The organism is Stenotrophomonas sp. HMWF003 (genome assembly GCF_003061285.1).
GTDB lineage: Bacteria > Pseudomonadota > Gammaproteobacteria > Xanthomonadales > Xanthomonadaceae > Stenotrophomonas > Stenotrophomonas maltophilia_AP.
The window spans coordinates 5,341-22,877 of the sequence record NZ_QAIW01000435.1; the positions used below are offsets into that span (position 1 = coordinate 5,341).

The window sequence follows — 17,537 nt, forward strand, 5'->3', positions numbered from 1 at the left end:
ATGCCTCCCCGGCGGTGCGCGTGTTCGCCCGCGAACTGGGCGTGGACCTGAACCAGCTGAGCGGCACCGAGAAGGGTGGCCGCATCACCAAGGGCGACGTGCAGAAGTTCGTCAAGTCCGCGCTGACCGGTGGCGTCGCTGCCGGCGGTGGCACCGTGGCGGCCGGTGGTGGCCTGAACCTGCTGCCGTGGCCGAAGGTGGACTTCAGCAAGTTCGGTGAGGTCGAGGTCCAGCCGCTGTCGCGGATCAAGAAGATCTCCGGCGCCAACCTGGCCCGCAACTGGGCCATGATTCCGCACGTCACCCAGTTCGAGCAGGCCGACATCACCGAACTGGAAGCCCTGCGCGTGGCCCTGAACAAGGAAAACGAGAAGGCCGGCATCAAGCTGACCATGCTCGCCTTCCTGGTCAAGGCCAGCGCCGCGGCGCTGAAGAAGTTCCCCGAGTTCAACGCCTCGCTGGATGCCAGCGGCGAGAACCTGACCCTGAAGAAGTACTTCAACATCGGTTTCGCCGCCGATACGCCGAGCGGCCTGGTCGTGCCGGTGATCCGCGACGTGGACAAGAAGGGCGTGGTGCAGATCGCGCAGGAATCGGGTGAGCTGGCCAAGAAGGCGCGCGACGGCAAGCTGGGCCCGGCCGACATGAGCGGCGGCTGCTTCTCGATCAGCTCGCTGGGCGGGATCGGCGGCACCGCGTTCACCCCCATCGTGAATGCACCGGAAGTGGCCATCCTGGGCGTATCCAAGTCGTCGATCCAGCCGGTCTGGAACGGCAAGGAATTCGCCCCGAAGCTGATGCTGCCGCTGTCGCTGAGCTACGACCACCGCGTCATCGACGGTGCGCTGGCCGCCCGCTTCACCACGTACCTGTCGCAGGTGCTGGCCGACATGCGGCGCGTGCTGCTGTGAGGCAAGGCCTGGCGTTGCAGCCGGGCAGGGGCCGTGTGCAGCCGGGCAGCGCCCGGCTCTACGCGGCTGTGCTGCTGGGCATGCTGCCGGCAGCGCAGGCGCTCGCGGCGGACTGCACGTCCGGCCTCGGCCGCGGCTGGCCGCCGGCGGTGGGCAACTATGGCCAGGCCGTGGAAACCCTGTTTGAAGGCAAGGCACAGCCGGCGTTGTCGCTGGTGACCCTGCCCAAGAGCGGGGTCGAAACCGGCGTGGCCTTGCTGCGGGGCACCCAGGAACAGGAATGGACGCTGCGTTACAGCCGCGCCGACAAGCGGGTCTACACCTGGAACAACAGCGCCCGCCAGGGCGGTCTTGAACTGCGCGTGGACCAGGAGCCGGACCAGTACCAGGTCAGCATCCCGGCCGCGCTGGCGCAGCGCCTGGTGCGCAGCTGGCAGGCCGCGCTGGACGCGGCGGTGCCGGCCGACCGCAAGGCCGCGGTGCTGGAGGGCGAGGTGCTGTCCTTCCAGGTGGACGGCCAGCGTTTCAGCGGCCCGCGCCCGGAATGCGGTACCGGCAAGCTGATGATGAAACAGGTGGCGCTGCTGATCGAAGCCAGCGACACCAAGGAAAAGAAGCTCGACCGTCGCTGGAAAGATCTGGACGAGTCGCTCGACGAACTGCAGCAACTGCTCGCCGGCACCACCGGCTGAGTACCAGGAGAACAACAATGGCCGCAATTGAAATCAAGGTTCCCGACATCGGCGATTACAGCGGTGTGCCGGTGATCGAACTGCTGGTTGCCGTGGGCGACACGGTGAAGAAGGACCAGGGTCTGGTCACGCTGGAGTCGGACAAGGCAACGCTGGAAGTGCCCTCGTCGGCCGCCGGCGTGGTCAAGGAAATCAAGGTCAAGCTCGGCGACAACCTGTCCGAAGGCGACGTGGTGCTGCTGCTGGAGGCCGAAGGCGAGGCCGCCGCACCGGCTGCACCGGCCAAGGCCGAGGCACCCAAGGCCGACGTCGCGCCGGCCAGCAAGCCGCCGGTGACGCCGTCGCACCGCGCTCCGGCCGAACCGGCCGCGCCGCAGCCGGCGCTGTCGTCGGGCAAACCGGCCGACATCGAATGCAAAATGGTGGTGCTGGGCGCCGGTCCGGGCGGCTACACCGCCGCGTTCCGCTCGGCCGACCTGGGCGTGGACACGGTGCTCATCGAGCGCTACGCGAGCCTCGGCGGCGTCTGCCTCAACGTGGGCTGCATTCCGTCCAAGGCGCTGCTGCATGCTGCCGCGGTGATCGATGAAGTGGCCCACGCCGGTGAGTTCGGCGTCGAGTTCGGCGCCCCCACGATCACCCTGGACAAGCTGCGCGGCTACAAGGAAAAGGTGGTCACCCAGCTGACCAAGGGCCTGGCCGGCATGGCCAAGCAGCGCAAGGTGCGCACGGTGCAGGGCCTGGCTACGTTCGTGTCGGCCAACGAGCTGGAGATCGTCGGCGACGACGGCAAGACCCAGCTGCTGCGTTTCGAGCAGTGCATCATCGCCGCCGGTTCGCAGGCGGTGAAGCTGCCGAACTTCCCGTGGGACGACAAGCGCGTGATGGATTCCACCGATGCACTGGAGCTGGCCGACGTGCCGGGTTCGCTGCTGGTGGTGGGCGGCGGCATCATCGGCCTGGAAATGGCGACGGTGTATGCGGCCCTCGGTAGCAAGGTCACGGTGGTGGAGTTCATGGACCAGCTGATGCCGGGCGCCGACAAGGACCTGGTGAAGCCGCTGGCCGACCGTCTGAAGAAGCAGGGCGTCGAGGTCCACCTGAAGACCAAGGCGTCGGGCGTGAGCGCCGATGCCAAGGGCATCACGGTGACCTTCGAGGCTGCCGCCGAGGGCGAGACGCCTGCGCTGGCGCAGGGCACGTTCGACCGCGTGCTGGTGGCCGTGGGCCGCTCGCCGAACGGCAAGAAGATCGGTGCCGAGAAGGCCGGCGTGCAGGTGACCGAGCGTGGCTTCATTCCGGTGGACCGCCAGATGCGCACCAACGTGCCGCACATCTTCGCCATCGGCGACATCGTGGGTAACCCGATGCTGGCCCACAAGGCGACGCACGAAGGCAAGCTGGCTGCGGAAGTGGCCTCGGGCGAGAAGAAGGAGTGGGTGGCGCGGGTGATTCCGTCGGTGGCCTACACGAACCCGGAAATCGCCTGGGTGGGCGTGACCGAGACCGAGGCGAAGGCCAAGGGTCTGAAGGTGGGCGTGGCGAAGTTCCCGTGGGCGGCCAGTGGCCGTGCGATCGGTATCGGTCGTACCGAGGGCTTCACCAAGCTGATCTTCGACGAGGAGACGCACCGCATCATCGGTGGCGCGATCGTGGGCGTGCACGCGGGCGATCTGCTGGCCGAGATCGGGCTGGCGATCGAAATGGGCGCGGAGGCCGAGGACATCGGCCACACCATCCACGCGCACCCGACGCTGAGCGAATCGGTGGCAATGGCCGCGGAGATCTACGACGGCACCATCACCGATCTGTACATGCCCAAGAAGCGGTAGTTCACGACCGTTGGTCGTGGCACCTGTTCAACAAAAACCCCGGCAAACGCCGGGGTTTTTTGTTGTTGCGTGGCGCGGGGCGGGGCGGGGCGGTGTCTTCGCCTGCTTTGGTCGCGACCGGATGGGCCCCTTCGTGGTCGGCAGGCCTTTCTGCAAATGTCCCCCGGCGCCGGCCTGCGGCCGTCACCTCCTCCTTTATTTTGCGAAAGACCTGCCGGCCACGAAGGGGCTCGGGCTGAGTTGGCACAAACAAAAAACGCGACAACAGGTTGCCCTGTTGCCGCGCTCGGAGAGAGGTGCTGCGGTTGCTTAGAAGGTGACGCTGATACCGGCCACCGGGCCCTTGAACTCCTGCTTCAGGCCGATGGTGCCGTCGCTGCCCTTCTGGTCCACGTCCAGCTTGAACCAGTCGTAGCCGGCGAACACGCCGAAGTTCTGGGTCAGGCGGTAATCGACGATCGCGTTGGCGCGGGTGAGGTCGCCCTTGTAGTCGTCGAAGTTGCCCCAGCTGGTGTTGAGGTACTGGCCCTGCAGCGTGATCAGCCACTTTTCCGACGGGGTGAAGCTCATGCGGGCGCCCACCACCGGGGCCACACCGTCGGCCTTCTCGTCGAGGAAGCGGCCCTGGTAGAGGTCACCCACGTCGGCATAGGCCTTGGTGCTCACCTTGGCGTACTCGGCACCCAGCTGCAGGCCGAGGTCGAAGGTGTCGGTGTCCACTACGGAGTAGTCGTACACCAGGCTGGCCACCTGGTACTTCAGCTCGCCCTTGACGAAGCTGTCGGCCGGGACCGTCACGCCGCCGTAGGAGATGTCCTGACCCAGCGTCTCGCGGCGGTCCTTGTCGTACTTGAAGTAGTTGAACAGCAGGCGCTGGCGGTTGCTGATGCGGAACATGCCGTCGATGCGCGGCTCCCACTCCTTGCCACCCAGCTTGAAGTCCTCGGAGAAACCCACGTCCTGGCCGGCGACGGTGGTGTTGCCGCGGATCGTGTTGTCGGAATCGATGTTCATCGCGCCCAGGCGCAGGGCGAAGCGATCGTCACCTTCAGCGGCGCTGGCGGTATTGGCGTGGGTCAGTGCCGCCATGGCCAGCGGCAGGGCGAGCAGGGGGAGCATCAGGCGCATCGGTGTGTGTCCTTGCAGTGATTCATTGATGTGGAATCACTCTGCCCAGCGTCGCGTCCACCATTCGTGAACGTATGGTGGACGCAGTGTGTACCGTTCATGCACCGGGCCGTGCCGTCGGTCACATGGATGGCCGCAACGCGCCCCGGAGCGCGTTTAGGAGACCGCCGTTCGGCCCCCGCCGGCGCCTCCGGTCGCGTCAGGGCCGGAAAAAAAGTGGCCCCGGAGAGAGTTCGGGGCCACTTTGGGGTGCCAGACCTGCCACAAGGGCGTCGACGAGGATCGAAATGCGCAGGTCGATGGATCAGACCGGACCCTGCGACGAAAGTTCAATTGGTGCGTCGCAACAGGCGCAGAGCCAGTCAGGCCGGGATTGGACCGCCGGTGGAACGCAAAATCTGTGGCGATGCAGCAACTTGCGGCCATCCGGGATGAACAGGGGGCGGTTGTCTCGCAAATTGTCCCGTTGCTATAATTTGGCGGCTCGACGAGGCGCTTGCTTGCGACCTCGGCCTTTCTACTCAAGATCTTGCAGGACATACGTGTGCTGAACTCCGTTGATTCGGGTCGGCGACTGATGCTGCGCGCAGCGGTTTACCCGCTGGCTGCAGTGGCTGTCCTGGCTCTGGCCTTCCTGCTGCTGGCAGGGACGATGTACGCCCTGGGGGCGCTGGCATCGGGTGTGGCGGTGTCGGCCGGTGGCTGGGTCGCGGCGCGCATGGCGCTGGGTGGCGGGGTGCAGGCGGCTGGATCGGCGATGACCCGCCTGATCCTGGCCGTAGTGGCAAAGTGGGTACTCGTTTTCGGTGTCCTGATGGTGGGGTTCCTGGTCTTCAAGCTGCCTGCATTGGCGCTGCTGGCCGGTATCGCCGTCGGGTTGATGTTCCAGGTCCTGGCTCTGGCCAGGCGCTGATCCTCTTTATTTAACTCAAGGTTCCGGACACATGGCAGGCGAGGCGCTGACACCCACCTCCTACATCCAACATCACCTGCACAACCTGACGTTCCATATGCAGGAAGGTGGTTTCTGGGCGATCCACGTCGACACCATCGTGACTTCGGTCCTGATGGGCCTGTTGATGGTGTTCGGCTTCTGGATGGCAACCCGCAAGGCCACCGCCGGCGTGCCGGGCAAGTGGCAGGCGTTCGTGGAGATCTGCCTGGAGTTCGTTGACCGCCAGGCCAAGGACACCTACCACGGCACCAGCAAGCTGGTGACCCCGATCGCCATCACGATCTTCTTCTGGATCCTCCTGATGAACCTCATCAAGATGATCCCGGCCGACTTCATCGCCCTGCCGCTGGAAGCCCTCGGCGTGCCGTACTGGAAGCCGGTCCCCACCGCCGACGTCAATGCCACCCTGGGCATGTCGATCAGCGTGTTCTTCCTGATGCTGTTCTTCGCGTTGCGTGCCAAGGGCATTGGTGGCTTCACCAAGGAATTCCTGACCGCACCGTTCGGCAAGTGGATGATGCCGTTCAACCTGATCCTCAACATCGTCGAGTGGCTCAGCAAGCCGATCTCGCTGGCGATGCGACTGTTCGGCAACATGTTCGGCGGCGAAATCGTCTTCCTGCTGATCTGGGTGCTGGGCAGCGCGGGTATCGCCGGCGCCATCGCAGGCGGTGCATTCGGCCTGGGCTGGATGCTGTTCCATCTGCTGGTGATTCCGCTGCAGGCCTTCATCTTCATGATGTTGTCCATCGTGTACCTGAGCCTGTCGGAAGACGCTCACTGAGTTTCCGTTTCACCCTTCATCCGTTTGTTTCTAAACCCTTAGCTATTCAAAGTTCCAGGAGAAAACCATGTACCTCGCCGTCCTGACCAACCTCGCCCAAGTCCAGAGCTCCACCGTCCTCGCCGTCGGCATCATGATCGGCCTGGCCGCGCTGGGCGCCGGTCTCGGTCTGGCCATCATGTCCGGTAAGTTCCTGGAATCGGCTGCCCGCCAGCCGGAACTGATTCCGGTCCTGCAGGTCCGCATGTTCATCACCGCCGGCCTGATCGACGCCGCGTTCATCATCTCGGTCGCCGTCGGCCTGCTGCTGGCCTTCGCCAACCCGACCATCGGCGAGTTCGTTGCCCGTCTGCCGGCTGTTGCAGGCTGATCCAGCGAAAGCGAAACGATCAGGCGCCGCGTGCGCCTGATCGCGGATGAAGGAAAGGCTGCGCCGCCTCGGGCGGCGCAACCACCCCATCACCCCAGATTGAGCGAACCCCATGGAAATCGGTTTTACCCTCGTTGCCCAGGCACTGGCGTTCGCCGGTCTGATCTGGATCATCGCGACCAAGATCTGGCCGCCGTTGATGAATGCCATCGAAGAGCGCCAGCAGAAGATCGCTGAAGGCCTCGCCGCTGCCGACCGCAGCCAGAAGGATCTGGCCCAGGCGCAGGAAAAGGTCAACGAAGCACTGAAGGATGCACGCGGCAAGGCCAACGAGATCATCGACCAGGCCCACGCGCGCGCCAACCAGATCGTTGAAGCCGCCAAGAATGAAGCCATCGCCGAAGCGAACCGCCAGAAAGACCTGGCCCACGCTGAAATCGAGGCTGCCGCCAACCGTGCCCGTGAAGATCTGCGCAAGCAGGTGTCCGCCCTGGCCGTGAGCGGTGCCGAAAAGCTGCTCAAGCGCGAAATCGACGCCAACGCCCACAAGGCGCTGCTCGACGAGCTGGCATCGGAGATCTGATCGATGAGCCAGGCCCTCACGCTTGCACGCCCGTATGCCCGCGCCGCGTTCGCGACCGCGCGCGACGAAGGCACGTTCGCGCCGTGGTCGGACGCGCTTGCGTTCTCCGCCCATGTAGCCGCCGACCCACGCGTGGCGGCCTTGCTGTCGAACCCGGAACTGGACCGCGGCGATGCCGTCGCGTTGCTGGTGCCGGAATCGTCCAGCGAGACCTTCGGTCGCTTCCTGGCCATCCTGGCCGAAGCGCACCGTCTGCCGCTGCTGCCGGAAATCGCCGGCATGTACGACCAGCTGCGCGCCGACGCCGAACACGTGGTCAAGGCCACCGTGACCTCGGCCACGGAACTGTCCGCCGCTGAACTGGACGCCATCAAGGCCGCGCTGCGCAAGCGCTTCGGCCGTGAAGTGGACGTCTCGACCGCAGTCGATGCTTCGTTGATCGGCGGTGCCGTCATCGACGCCGGCGACGTGGTCATCGATGGCTCGCTCAAGGGCAAGCTGTCGCGCCTGCAGACCGCGCTCGCTAACTGAATTCATTTAACGTCCGGCGTGATCGCCGGCACTAGGACTTGACGATGGCAACCACGCTCAACCCCTCCGAAATCAGCGAACTGATCAAGAACCGCATCGAGAAGGTCAAGCTGGCCGCGGAATCGCGCAACGAAGGCACCGTGACCAGCGTGTCCGACGGCATCGTGCGCATCTTCGGTCTGGCCGACGTGATGCAGGGCGAAATGATCGAACTGCCGAACAACACCTTCGCCCTGGCCCTGAACCTGGAGCGCGACTCGGTCGGCGCCGTGGTCCTGGGTGGCTATGAGCACCTGCGCGAAGGCGACGTCGCCAAGACCACCGGTCGCATCCTGGAAGTGCCGGTCGGTCCGGAAATGCTCGGCCGCGTGGTCAACGCGCTGGGCGAGCCGATCGACGGCAAGGGCCCGATCGCTGCACAGGCCACCGCGCCGGTGGAGCGCGTTGCCCCGGGCGTGATCTGGCGCAAGTCGGTCGACCAGCCGGTGCAGACCGGTTACAAGTCGGTCGACTCCATGATCCCGATCGGCCGCGGCCAGCGCGAGCTGGTCATCGGTGACCGCCAGACCGGCAAGACCGCCCTGGCCATCGATGCGGTGATCAACCAGAAGAGCACCGGCATCAAGTGCGTGTACGTCGCGATCGGCCAGAAGGCTTCGACCGTGGCCAACATCGTGCGCAAGCTGGAAGAGAACGGCGCCCTGGCGCACACCGTCGTGGTGGCTGCGACCGCGTCCGAATCGGCCGCGATGCAGTACATCAGCGCCTACTCGGGCTGCACCATGGGTGAGTACTTCATGGACCGCGGCGAAGACGCGCTGATCGTGTACGACGATCTGTCCAAGCAGGCCGTGGCCTACCGCCAGATCTCGCTGCTGCTGAAGCGTCCGCCGGGCCGCGAAGCCTACCCGGGTGACGTGTTCTACCTGCACTCCCGCCTGCTCGAGCGCGCTGCCCGCGTGTCCGAAGAGTATGTGGAAAAGTTCACCAACGGCGCCGTCAAGGGCAAGACCGGTTCGCTCACCGCGCTGCCGATCATCGAAACCCAGGCCGGTGACGTCTCGGCCTTCGTGCCGACCAACGTGATCTCGATCACCGACGGCCAGATCTTCCTGGAAACCGATCTGTTCAACTCGGGCATCCGCCCGGCCGTGAACGCCGGTATCTCGGTGTCGCGCGTTGGTGGTGCGGCCCAGACCAAGATCATCAAGAAGCTGTCCGGCGGCATCCGTATCTCGCTGGCCCAGTACCGCGAGCTGGCTGCGTTCGCGCAGTTCGCCTCGGACCTGGACGAAGCCACCCGCAAGCAGCTCGAGCGCGGTCAGCGCGTCACCGAGCTGATGAAGCAGAAGCAGTACGCCCCGATGTCGATCGCCAACCAGGCGCTGACCATCTACGCCGTCAACGAGGGTTACCTCGACGACGTGCCGGTCAACAAGCTGCTGGCGCTGGAAGAGGGCCTGCACGCCCACTTCGCCAACACCCAGGGCGAGCTGATCAGCAAGATCAACGCCACCGGCGGTTGGGACAACGACATCGAAGCGGCCTTCAAGAAGGGCATCGCCGAGTTCAAGACCACCGGCAGCTGGTAAGCCGCATGTGGGGCGGGGCCTGACGGCCTCGCGTCACCGTTGAATGGCAGCGGGGCAGAGCCCCGCTATACGGGAAGAAGAGATGGCAAGCGGACGCGAAATCAAAACCAAGATCAAGAGCGTGCAGAACACCCGCAAGGTGACGCGCGCGCTCGAAATGGTCTCGGCCTCCAAAATCCGCAAGGCGCAGGAGCGGATGAAGACGTCGCGTCCGTATGCGCAGGCGATGAAGCAGGTGATCGGTCACCTGGCCCAGGCCAGCACCGATTACCAGCATCCGTTCCTGGTCCAGCGCGACGAGGTCAAGCGGGTCGGTTACATCGTGATCTCCTCCGACCGCGGCCTGGCTGGCGGCCTGAACAACAACCTGTTCCGCAAGATGCTGGGCGAAGTCCGCCAGTACCAGGACAAGGGTGCCGAGATCGACGTGGTGACGGTGGGCCAGAAGGCCTCGACCTTCTTCCGCCGCATCAAGGTCAACATGGTCGGCAGCGTCACCCACATGGGCGACGTGCCGCACCTGGAACAGCTGATCGGCGTGATCAAGGTCATGCTCGACGCCTTCACCGAAGGCAAGGTCGACCGCGTGTACCTGGTCTACAACCGCTTCATCAACACGATGACGCAGAAGGCCAGCTTCGACCAGCTGCTGCCGTTGCCGGCCGCTGAGAAGCAGGTCGCGCACCACGACTGGGACTACCTGTACGAACCCGACGCCGCGACCGTGCTGGAGCACGTGATGACGCGTTACGTCGAGTCGCTGGTGTACCAGGCGGTTCTGGAAAACGTCGCGTCCGAGCATGCAGCCCGCATGGTCGCGATGAAGTCGGCAAGCGACAACGCGAACAAGCTGATCGGAACCCTGCAGCTGGTCTACAACAAGGCCCGCCAGGCAGCGATCACCCAGGAAATTTCCGAAATCGTCGGCGGCGCGGCAGCAGTCTGACGCGCACAGTCAAAGCACACATTAGAGGATTGCAGCAATGAGTCAGGGCAAGATCGTTCAGATCATCGGCGCCGTCGTCGACGTCGAATTCCCCCGCGAGTCGGTGCCGAAGGTGTACCACGCGCTGAAGGTGGACAACACCGAAATCACGCTGGAAGTGCAGCAGCAGCTGGGCGACGGCGTGGTCCGTTGCATCGCGCTGGGCTCCACCGACGGCCTGAAGCGCAACCTGGTCGCCACCAACACCGAACGCGCCATCTCGGTGCCGGTCGGTGCAGGGACCCTGGGCCGCATCATGGACGTGCTGGGCCGTCCGATCGACGAAGCCGGTCCGGTGACCGCCAGCGACACGTGGGAAATCCACCGTGACGCGCCGTCGTACGAAGACCAGTCCCCGGCCACCGAGCTGCTGGAAACCGGCATCAAGGTCATCGACCTGATGTGCCCGTTCGCCAAGGGCGGCAAGGTCGGCCTGTTCGGCGGCGCCGGCGTCGGCAAGACCGTCAACATGATGGAACTGATCAACAACATCGCCAAGGCGCACAGCGGTCTGTCCGTGTTCGCCGGCGTGGGTGAGCGTACCCGTGAGGGCAACGACTTCTACCACGAGATGAAGGACTCCAACGTCCTGGACAAGGTCGCGATGGTGTACGGCCAGATGAACGAGCCGCCGGGCAACCGCCTGCGCGTCGCGCTGACCGGCCTGACCATGGCCGAGTACTTCCGCGACGAGAAGGACGAAAACGGCAAGGGCAAGGACGTGCTGCTGTTCGTCGACAACATCTACCGCTACACCCTGGCCGGTACCGAAGTGTCGGCACTGCTGGGTCGTATGCCGTCGGCGGTGGGTTACCAGCCGACCCTGGCCGAAGAAATGGGCGTCCTGCAGGAGCGCATCACCTCGACCAAGAATGGCTCGATCACCTCGATCCAGGCCGTGTACGTGCCCGCCGATGACTTGACCGATCCGTCGCCGGCCACCACCTTCGCCCACCTGGATTCGACCGTGACCCTGTCGCGTTCGATCGCCTCGCTGGGTATCTACCCGGCCGTGGATCCGCTGGATTCGACCAGCCGCCAGATGGACCCGCTGGTCATCGGCAACGAACATTACGACACCGCCCAGCGCGTCCAGCAGACCTTGCAGAAGTACAAGGAACTGAAGGACATCATCGCCATCCTGGGCATGGACGAACTGTCCGAAGAAGACAAGCAGGCCGTGACCCGCGCCCGCAAGATCGAGCGCTTCTTCAGCCAGCCGTTCCACGTGGCCGAAGTGTTCACCGGTTCGCCGGGCAAGTACGTGACCCTGAAGGACACCATCCGTGGCTTCAAGGCCATCGTCGATGGCGAGTACGACCACCTGCCGGAGCAGGCGTTCTACATGGTCGGCAGCATCGAAGAAGCGGTCGAGAAGGCCAAGAAGATGGCCGAGAAGGCCTGATGCGGCGGGGACGGGCACACGCCCGTCCCGACCGTGACACGGGGTGGGCATCTGCCCACCGCTGCGGAATCCCTGCGGTGGGTCACACCCGCCCCCTAGCGAAGAGAGTTACATGAGCACCATCCGTTGCGACATCGTCAGCGCCGAGCAGGAAATCTTCCGTGGTGAAGCGACCCTGGTAGTGGCCACCGGCGAGCTGGGCGAGCTGGGCATCGCGCCCAAGCATGCCCCGCTGATCACCCGCCTGAAGCCGGGCAAGGTGGTGGTGACCACGCCGAACGGCGAGCAGCTCGACTTCGCCATTTCCGGCGGCATCCTCGAGGTGCAGCCGCAGGTGGTGACCGTGCTGGCCGACACCGCGATCCGTGCCCAGGACATCGACGAAGCGTCGGTGCGCAAGGCCAAGGAAGAAGCCGAACGCGTGCTGGCCAACCGTGGCGAAGCCATGGACGTCGCCGAAGCCCAGCAGAAGCTTGCTGAAGCGGTGGTCCAGCTGCAGGCGCTGGAGCGCCTGCGCAAGACGCTCAAGCACTGAGCAGTCCGCCTGCTGTTGTTCGACCGCGCCGGCCTTGTGCCGGCGTTGTCGTATCTGGGCCACCCTGGAGGGCGATGGTCTGGACTGTGATCGACCCGGCATCCCCGCGCGGGCAGGGCGGGCAGAATCGGCGGCATCCGTTGCCCGAGTCCTGATGATGAATCCTGCACGCGCCCTCTTTGTCATTGCGTTCATTTGCAGCCTGATGCTGCCTGCCCGCGTATCCGCTCTCGCGCCTTTGGACAGCTTGGGCGTGTGGGTACGACTGGTTGCGGCGCGCAATGCAATTGCCCACGACGTGGCGGCCTACAAGTTTGTTGCCGGACGCCCGATCGAAGACCCGCAGCGCGAGGCCGCCGTGCTCGCCGAAAAGCGCGACCGCGCCTTGGAGCGGGGACTGGACCCGGATGCGGTGGTGCACACCTACCGTCAACTGATCGAGGCCAACAAGTTGCTGCAGCACGGTGATCTTCAGCGTTTCCTGGTCGGCAGGACACCCTCGCCACCGCCACCGCTGGACGCCATCCGCGAACGCATCGATACCCTCGATGCGCGCCTGCTCTCGCGCTGGGCGCAGTTGGACGATGTGCGGGCCGCCCCGGACTGCCCGCGTCAGCTGGCGCGGGCCATCGCCCTGCAGGGCACGCGGACCTCGCCGCTGGATGAGGCCACGCGCATCGCCCTGGTGCGGGCCACGCTGGGCTTCTGTCCGCATGACGGGGTGCCAACCGCAGGGACCCCCGGTGCGGCGCAGAATGACGCCGCCGGGCATTGATGCTAGAAGTGCACCTGCCCGACATGCACCCGGACGTGCGCGGCTGGAGACTGTCATGCAGGCATCCGAAACCCCTGACCGTTCAATCAAGGAATGACCATGTTCAAGAACGCATTGATTCTCGCGGTGGCCCTCACCGGCCTGGTGGCGTGTGGCAAGAAGGACGACACTGCCGCGTCTGCCACCCCGACCCCGGCGGCGGCTGCACCGACCACCGCTGCACCGGCAGCCGCCGCCGGCATCGGCGCGGGCCTGCCGCAGGCCTGCGAGGCCTACCTGACCCGCGCCAAGGCCTGCTTCGACAAGTCCAACCCGCAGACGGCGGCCGCCTTCCAGCAGGGCGTGGACCAGGCCAAGGCCCAGTGGGCCACCATGCAGGACAAGACCGCGCTGGAGACCGGCTGTAAGCAGGCCAACGACCAGTTCGCCCAGGTGGTCAGCGCGCTGAAGTGCGAATAAGGTGATCCCGGCCGGGCACCGCACCGGTGCCCGGTTCCTGCGCCGGCCGCTCAGCGATAGACGAAGCGTCGCATCAGCAGGAACGACACGGCGGCCAGGCCGCCTTCGACGACCGGCTTGGCCAGCCAGGCATAGGCCAGGCCAAGCTGCTGTGCTGCTGTGCTCACCAGCAGCGTACTGACGGCGGTCAACAGCAGCCACAGCGCCAGGAACCGCGCGAAACGCGCCCAGCCGAGGCGGTGGTCGCCTTCGGCGGCAAAGGTGTAGCGCCCGTTGAGCCAGAACCCCAGCAGCATCCCGCACACCCGGCCCAGCACGTTGGCCGGCACGGTGGGCACGCCCAGTGCCGTGGCACCGACGAACACCGCCCAGTCCACCACCAGCTGCACCAGGCCGATCAGGATGAAGCGGGTGCCTTGGCGGATCAGGCTCACAGGATGGCGATACCGGTGCGGAAACGCAGCATGTTAACTGTCTGCGTTCTAGAATCGCAGCCACTACCGCCCACACACGCTGCCCCATGACCCAAGCCCTGCACGTCATCATCCTCGCCGCCGGCGCTGGCAAGCGCATGAAATCCGACCTGCCCAAGGTGCTGCAGCCGATTGCCGGCCGCCCGATGCTGGCCCATGTGATCGATGCCGCCCGCGAGCTGCAGCCCGCGGCCATCCATGTGGTGTACGGCCACGGTGGCGATGCGGTGCGCGCGGCATTCGCCAGCCAGACCGACCTGGTCTGGGCCGAACAGCGCGAACAGCTGGGCACCGGTCACGCGGTGCAGCAGGCCATGCCGAACGTGCCTGACGCGGCCACGGTGCTGGTGCTGTATGGCGACGTGCCGATGATCCGCACCGACACGCTGCGCCACCTGCTGGCCCAGCCCGGCCGGCTGGCGGTGCTGGTGGCCGAAGTGGCCAACCCCACCGGCTACGGTCGCATCGTGCGCAATGCCGAGGGGCGGGTCGCGGCGATCGTGGGGCAGAAGGACGCCAGCGACGAGCAGCTGTCCATCCGCACCATCAACACCGGCATCATCACCGCCGAGTCCACGGCGTTGCGCACCTGGTTGTCGCAGCTGTCCAATGCCAACGCGCAGGGCGAGTACTACCTGACCGACGTGTTCGCCGCCGCCGCGCATGACTACACCCCGGCCGACATGGCGTTCGTCGAGGACGCGCAGGAAGCCGAAGGTGCCAACGACCCGTGGCAGCTTGCACAGCTGGAACGCGCGTGGCAGCTGCGCGCGGTGCGGGCGCTGTGCACGCAGGGCGCGCGGGTGCTGGACCCGGCGCGCCTGGACATCCGCGGCACGGTCAGCGTGGGGCGCGATGTGCAGATCGACGTCAACGTGATCCTGGAAGGCCGGGTCGAACTCGGCGACGGCGTGAGCATCGGGCCGTTCACCCGGCTCAAGGATGTGTCGCTGGCCGCAGGCACCGTGGTCAAGGCGCACTGCGACCTGGACGGCGTGGTCAGCGAAGGCGCGGCGGACATCGGGCCGTTCGCACGCCTGCGCCCGGGCACGGTGCTGGCGGCCGGCAGCCACGTCGGCAACTTCGTGGAAACCAAGAAGGTCACGCTGGGGCCGGGCAGCAAGGCCAACCACCTCACCTACCTGGGCGATGCGGTGATCGGGGCCAAGGTCAACATCGGTGCAGGCACCATCACCTGCAACTACGACGGGGTGAACAAGTCGCAGACCACCATCGGCGATAACGCCTTCATCGGCTCCAACAGCGCGCTGGTGGCCCCGGTGGTGATCGGCGCAGGCGCCACCATCGCCGCCGGCTCGGTCATCACCCGCACCGCCCCCGAGGGCAAACTGACCCTGGCGCGCGCCCGCCAGGAAACCATCGACGGCTGGAAGCGCCCCACCAAGCGCTAAGCCCGGCGTAGCGCCGGGCTCTGCCCGGCAACCCAGCGATCCCGTAATGCCGGGCTCTGCCCGGCAACCCAGCGATCCCGTAATGCCGGGCTCTGCCCGGCAACCCAGCGATCCCGTAATGCCGGGCTCTGCCCGGCAACCCGATCAAACGGGCAAAAAGATCGCCACGCACAACCCGCCTTCGCGGCGGTTCTGCAGCGAAATCCGGCCGCCGTGCGCTTCCACGATTTCCCGGGTAAGCGCCAGGCCCAACCCGGTGCCGTTGCGCTTGGTCGAATAGAACGGCATCAACGCGTTCTGCAGCACGGCTTCATTCATGCCCTTGCCGCGGTCAAGCACCTCCAGGCGCAGCCACTGCGGCAGGCGGGTCAGGCGCACCTCGACATCGTCATTGGGTGGCTCGGCATCGCCGCCGGCTTCATGCGCGTTCTTGAGCAGGTTCAGCAGCGCCTGGCCGAGCTGGGCAATATCCACCCGGCTGTGCAGGTCGTCGCCGATGCCCTGCATGCGGAACGGAATCTGGTGCTGCAGGCTGGTCAGGAACTGGATCCACTGCACGTTCTGCAACTGCGGCTGCGGCAGCTTGGCAAAGCGCGCATAGCCGCGGATGAAGCCCTCCAGGTGGCGCGCACGCTCCTCGATGGTGGCGAACACTTCTTCCAGCCGCTCGGTCTTGCCCCGCCGCACCAGTTCGCCGCCGGAATGCGCCAGCGAGGCGATCGGCGCCAGGGAGTTGTTGAGCTCGTGGCTGATCACCCGGATCACCTTCTTCCAGGTCTGCACTTCCTGGCGGCGCAGCTCGGCGGTGAGCAGGCGGATCAGCAGCAGGTCGTGCGGGCGGCCGTTGAGGTGGAAGTTGCGCCGCGACAGGTGGTACACCTGCTCGTCTTCTTCATCGTCGCTGTCGCCCTCGCGCACCGCGAACAGGCTGTCGCCGCCGCGCACGATGGCATCGCGCAGCTCCACCGGCATGGTTTCCAGCACGTCCTGCATGCGCTGGCCTTCCAGCTTCCAGCCGTTGTGCAGCAGCTTGCGTGCGGCCAGGTTGGAGAACACCACGCGCTGGATGCCGTCACCGCCGTTGGCCAGCAGCAGCATCGACACCGGCGTGTTCTGCACCATGGTGTCCAGCAGCAGTTCCCGCTGCACCAGCCCCTGGCGCTGTTCGCGCAGCACGTCGCCGAGTTCGCGATGCGCCTGCACCAGGTCGCCCAGTTCGTCGTTACCCGGCCAGTACACCGAGAAATTGTATTCGCCGTCGCGGTAGCTGCTGGTGGTGCCCGACAACGCACGCAGCAGCGAACGCACCGGCGCGGTGGCGCGGCGCAGGCTGAACCACATCACCGACAGCAGCACGATGATCGACACCACGCTGACCGCCCAACCATGGTCCAGCCAGAACGCCAGGTACCAGGGAAAGGCAGCGGCCAGCGCCAGCACCGGCAGCAGGCGCAGGAACAGCCGGAAGGTGAAGGAGCGGCGTGTCATTCGCGCGGGATGCCGTGGCGATCCATGCGCCGGTACAGCGCCTGGCGGCTCAGGCCCAGCTCGGCGGCCGCCTGGGCGATGATGCCGTGGTTGTGCGCCAGCGCCGCTTCGATCCGGCTGCGATCCGGATCGGCGCTGGGCGCGGTCGGGCGCGCCGCGACCGGCGCCCGCGGCAGGTTGAGGTCGCCCACGTCGATGCGGGTGCCCTGGGCCAGCAGTTCGGCGCGCTGGATGACGTTGCGCAGCTCGCGCACGTTGCCCGGCCACGGGTGGCGCTGCAGTGCCGTGGCGGCCGCACTGGAGAGCGCCTTGTCGCCACTGAGGAACCGTTCGGCCAGCGGCAGGATGTCGCCCGGGCGCTCGGCCAGCGGCGGCAGCGCCAGTTCAACGGTGTTGAGCCGGTAGTACAGGTCTTCGCGGAAGCTGCCGTCGCGGATCATCGCGGGCAGGTCGGCATTGGTGGCACTGACCACGCGCACCTTGACCTGGCGTTCGCGGTTGGAGCCCAGGCGTTCGAAACGCCCGGTTTCCAGCACGCGCAGCAGTTTCATCTGCCCGCCCAGCGACAGGTTGCCGATCTCGTCCAGGAACAGCGTGCCGCCATCGGCGGCTTCGAACTTGCCTTCG

18 protein-coding genes and 2 pseudogenes are annotated in these 17,537 nt (G+C 66.0%); 15 read left to right on the plus strand and 5 right to left on the minus strand.

Features of this window, described 5'->3' with window-relative positions; translation table 11 throughout:
- From DBR34_RS24025 to lpdA, 3 genes are all read left to right on the plus strand, one after another.
- Nucleotides 1-911, plus strand: a 911-nt coding sequence (locus DBR34_RS24025; protein ID WP_258224127.1) for a 2-oxo acid dehydrogenase subunit E2, incomplete at its 5' end; no start/stop codon positions are given.
- Between the two features lie 80 nt (nucleotides 912-991).
- Nucleotides 992-1,603 carry a hypothetical protein gene (locus tag DBR34_RS18840; protein ID WP_128097940.1) on the plus strand — a complete coding sequence of 204 codons (612 nt, stop codon included), beginning with the start codon at nucleotides 992-994 and terminating at the stop codon, nucleotides 1,601-1,603.
- Between the two features lie 17 nt (nucleotides 1,604-1,620).
- Nucleotides 1,621-3,435: a dihydrolipoyl dehydrogenase gene (lpdA, locus tag DBR34_RS18845; RefSeq protein WP_128097910.1), complete on the plus strand. Its 1,815-nt coding sequence runs from the start codon at nucleotides 1,621-1,623 to the stop codon at nucleotides 3,433-3,435.
- 309 nt (nucleotides 3,436-3,744) lie between these two features.
- Here lpdA and DBR34_RS18850 read toward each other — a convergent pair whose 3' ends face one another.
- Nucleotides 3,745-4,563 carry a hypothetical protein gene (locus DBR34_RS18850; RefSeq protein ID WP_128097911.1) on the minus strand — a complete coding sequence of 273 codons (819 nt, stop codon included), beginning with the start codon at nucleotides 4,561-4,563 and terminating at the stop codon, nucleotides 3,745-3,747.
- 544 nt (nucleotides 4,564-5,107) lie between these two features.
- Between DBR34_RS18850 and DBR34_RS18855 the strand changes: the two genes are divergently transcribed.
- From DBR34_RS18855 to DBR34_RS18905, 11 genes are all read left to right on the plus strand, one after another.
- Nucleotides 5,108-5,476: a hypothetical protein gene (locus DBR34_RS18855; RefSeq protein ID WP_181394075.1), complete on the plus strand. Its 369-nt coding sequence runs from the start codon at nucleotides 5,108-5,110 to the stop codon at nucleotides 5,474-5,476.
- Nucleotides 5,477-5,507: 31 nt separating this feature from the next.
- On the plus strand, nucleotides 5,508-6,302 hold the full coding sequence (gene atpB / locus DBR34_RS18860; RefSeq protein ID WP_128097912.1) for a F0F1 ATP synthase subunit A: 795 nt from the start codon (nucleotides 5,508-5,510) through the stop codon (nucleotides 6,300-6,302).
- 67 nt (nucleotides 6,303-6,369) lie between these two features.
- Nucleotides 6,370-6,672, plus strand: a complete 303-nt coding sequence (atpE, locus tag DBR34_RS18865; protein ID WP_038686092.1) for a F0F1 ATP synthase subunit C — start codon at nucleotides 6,370-6,372, stop codon at nucleotides 6,670-6,672.
- Nucleotides 6,673-6,784: 112 nt separating this feature from the next.
- On the plus strand, nucleotides 6,785-7,255 hold the full coding sequence (locus DBR34_RS18870; RefSeq protein ID WP_128097913.1) for a F0F1 ATP synthase subunit B: 471 nt from the start codon (nucleotides 6,785-6,787) through the stop codon (nucleotides 7,253-7,255).
- A gap of 3 nt (nucleotides 7,256-7,258) precedes the next feature.
- Complete coding sequence (locus DBR34_RS18875) at nucleotides 7,259-7,786, plus strand: F0F1 ATP synthase subunit delta (RefSeq protein WP_128097914.1); 528 nt, start codon at nucleotides 7,259-7,261, stop codon at nucleotides 7,784-7,786.
- A gap of 44 nt (nucleotides 7,787-7,830) precedes the next feature.
- Entirely contained in the window at nucleotides 7,831-9,378 is a 1,548-nt protein-coding gene (atpA, locus tag DBR34_RS18880; protein ID WP_038686097.1) for a F0F1 ATP synthase subunit alpha, read from the plus strand.
- 82 nt (nucleotides 9,379-9,460) lie between these two features.
- The gene (gene atpG, locus DBR34_RS18885) at nucleotides 9,461-10,324 is read left to right on the plus strand and encodes a F0F1 ATP synthase subunit gamma (protein WP_038686099.1); all 864 of its coding nucleotides are present in this window, start codon (nucleotides 9,461-9,463) and stop codon (nucleotides 10,322-10,324) included.
- A 37-nt stretch (nucleotides 10,325-10,361) separates the two neighbouring features.
- The gene (atpD, locus tag DBR34_RS18890) at nucleotides 10,362-11,768 is read left to right on the plus strand and encodes a F0F1 ATP synthase subunit beta (protein ID WP_128097915.1); all 1,407 of its coding nucleotides are present in this window, start codon (nucleotides 10,362-10,364) and stop codon (nucleotides 11,766-11,768) included.
- Nucleotides 11,769-11,880: 112 nt separating this feature from the next.
- Nucleotides 11,881-12,303, plus strand: coding sequence for a F0F1 ATP synthase subunit epsilon (locus tag DBR34_RS18895; protein WP_038686101.1), 423 nt, complete (start codon nucleotides 11,881-11,883; stop codon nucleotides 12,301-12,303).
- 205 nt (nucleotides 12,304-12,508) lie between these two features.
- Nucleotides 12,509-13,078, plus strand: coding sequence for a gamma subclass chorismate mutase AroQ (gene aroQ / locus DBR34_RS18900; protein WP_258224128.1), 570 nt, complete (start codon nucleotides 12,509-12,511; stop codon nucleotides 13,076-13,078).
- Nucleotides 13,079-13,177: 99 nt separating this feature from the next.
- Entirely contained in the window at nucleotides 13,178-13,537 is a 360-nt protein-coding gene (locus DBR34_RS18905) for a hypothetical protein (RefSeq protein ID WP_128097917.1), read from the plus strand.
- 50 nt (nucleotides 13,538-13,587) lie between these two features.
- Here DBR34_RS18905 and DBR34_RS18910 read toward each other — a convergent pair whose 3' ends face one another.
- Nucleotides 13,588-13,971 (minus strand): GtrA family protein, encoded by a 384-nt coding sequence (locus DBR34_RS18910; RefSeq protein WP_128097918.1) that lies wholly within the window; start codon nucleotides 13,969-13,971, stop codon nucleotides 13,588-13,590.
- 86 nt (nucleotides 13,972-14,057) lie between these two features.
- Here DBR34_RS18910 and glmU point away from each other — a divergent pair, with 86 nt between their 5' ends.
- A complete protein-coding gene (gene glmU / locus DBR34_RS18915; protein ID WP_128097919.1) occupies nucleotides 14,058-15,422 on the plus strand; it encodes a bifunctional UDP-N-acetylglucosamine diphosphorylase/glucosamine-1-phosphate N-acetyltransferase GlmU in 1,365 nt (454 codons plus the stop codon).
- 144 nt (nucleotides 15,423-15,566) lie between these two features.
- Here the strand turns inward: glmU and DBR34_RS18920 are convergent, their stop codons facing one another.
- The 3 genes and pseudogenes from DBR34_RS18920 to DBR34_RS24570 form a co-directional block, all read right to left on the minus strand.
- Nucleotides 15,567-16,910 (minus strand): ATP-binding protein, encoded by a 1,344-nt coding sequence (locus DBR34_RS18920; RefSeq protein WP_128097920.1) that lies wholly within the window; start codon nucleotides 16,908-16,910, stop codon nucleotides 15,567-15,569.
- Between the two features lie 66 nt (nucleotides 16,911-16,976).
- A pseudogene (locus tag DBR34_RS24565) lies at nucleotides 16,977-17,177 on the minus strand (hypothetical protein); the annotation flags it as partial.
- A gap of 158 nt (nucleotides 17,178-17,335) precedes the next feature.
- Nucleotides 17,336-17,503 (minus strand): annotated as a pseudogene (locus DBR34_RS24570) (sigma 54-interacting transcriptional regulator); the annotation flags it as partial.
- Nucleotides 17,504-17,537 lie beyond the last annotated feature (34 nt).

Coding starts and splice junctions, on each gene's coding strand:
- DBR34_RS18895 (WP_038686101.1), top strand. CDS start 11,881: ATGAGCACCATCCGTTGCGACATCGTCAGCGCCGAGCAGGAAATCTTC.
- atpB (WP_128097912.1), top strand. CDS start 5,508: ATGGCAGGCGAGGCGCTGACACCCACCTCCTACATCCAACATCACCTG.
- atpD (WP_128097915.1), top strand. CDS start 10,362: ATGAGTCAGGGCAAGATCGTTCAGATCATCGGCGCCGTCGTCGACGTC.
- atpE (WP_038686092.1), top strand. CDS start 6,370: ATGTACCTCGCCGTCCTGACCAACCTCGCCCAAGTCCAGAGCTCCACC.
- DBR34_RS18920 (WP_128097920.1), bottom strand. CDS start 16,910: ATGACACGCCGCTCCTTCACCTTCCGGCTGTTCCTGCGCCTGCTGCCG.
- glmU (WP_128097919.1), top strand. CDS start 14,058: ATGACCCAAGCCCTGCACGTCATCATCCTCGCCGCCGGCGCTGGCAAG.
- DBR34_RS18850 (WP_128097911.1), bottom strand. CDS start 4,563: ATGCGCCTGATGCTCCCCCTGCTCGCCCTGCCGCTGGCCATGGCGGCA.
- DBR34_RS18870 (WP_128097913.1), top strand. CDS start 6,785: ATGGAAATCGGTTTTACCCTCGTTGCCCAGGCACTGGCGTTCGCCGGT.
- DBR34_RS18875 (WP_128097914.1), top strand. CDS start 7,259: ATGAGCCAGGCCCTCACGCTTGCACGCCCGTATGCCCGCGCCGCGTTC.
- DBR34_RS18840 (WP_128097940.1), top strand. CDS start 992: ATGCTGCCGGCAGCGCAGGCGCTCGCGGCGGACTGCACGTCCGGCCTC.
- atpG (WP_038686099.1), top strand. CDS start 9,461: ATGGCAAGCGGACGCGAAATCAAAACCAAGATCAAGAGCGTGCAGAAC.
- atpA (WP_038686097.1), top strand. CDS start 7,831: ATGGCAACCACGCTCAACCCCTCCGAAATCAGCGAACTGATCAAGAAC.
- aroQ (WP_258224128.1), top strand. CDS start 12,509: ATGCTGCCTGCCCGCGTATCCGCTCTCGCGCCTTTGGACAGCTTGGGC.
- lpdA (WP_128097910.1), top strand. CDS start 1,621: ATGGCCGCAATTGAAATCAAGGTTCCCGACATCGGCGATTACAGCGGT.
- DBR34_RS18905 (WP_128097917.1), top strand. CDS start 13,178: ATGTTCAAGAACGCATTGATTCTCGCGGTGGCCCTCACCGGCCTGGTG.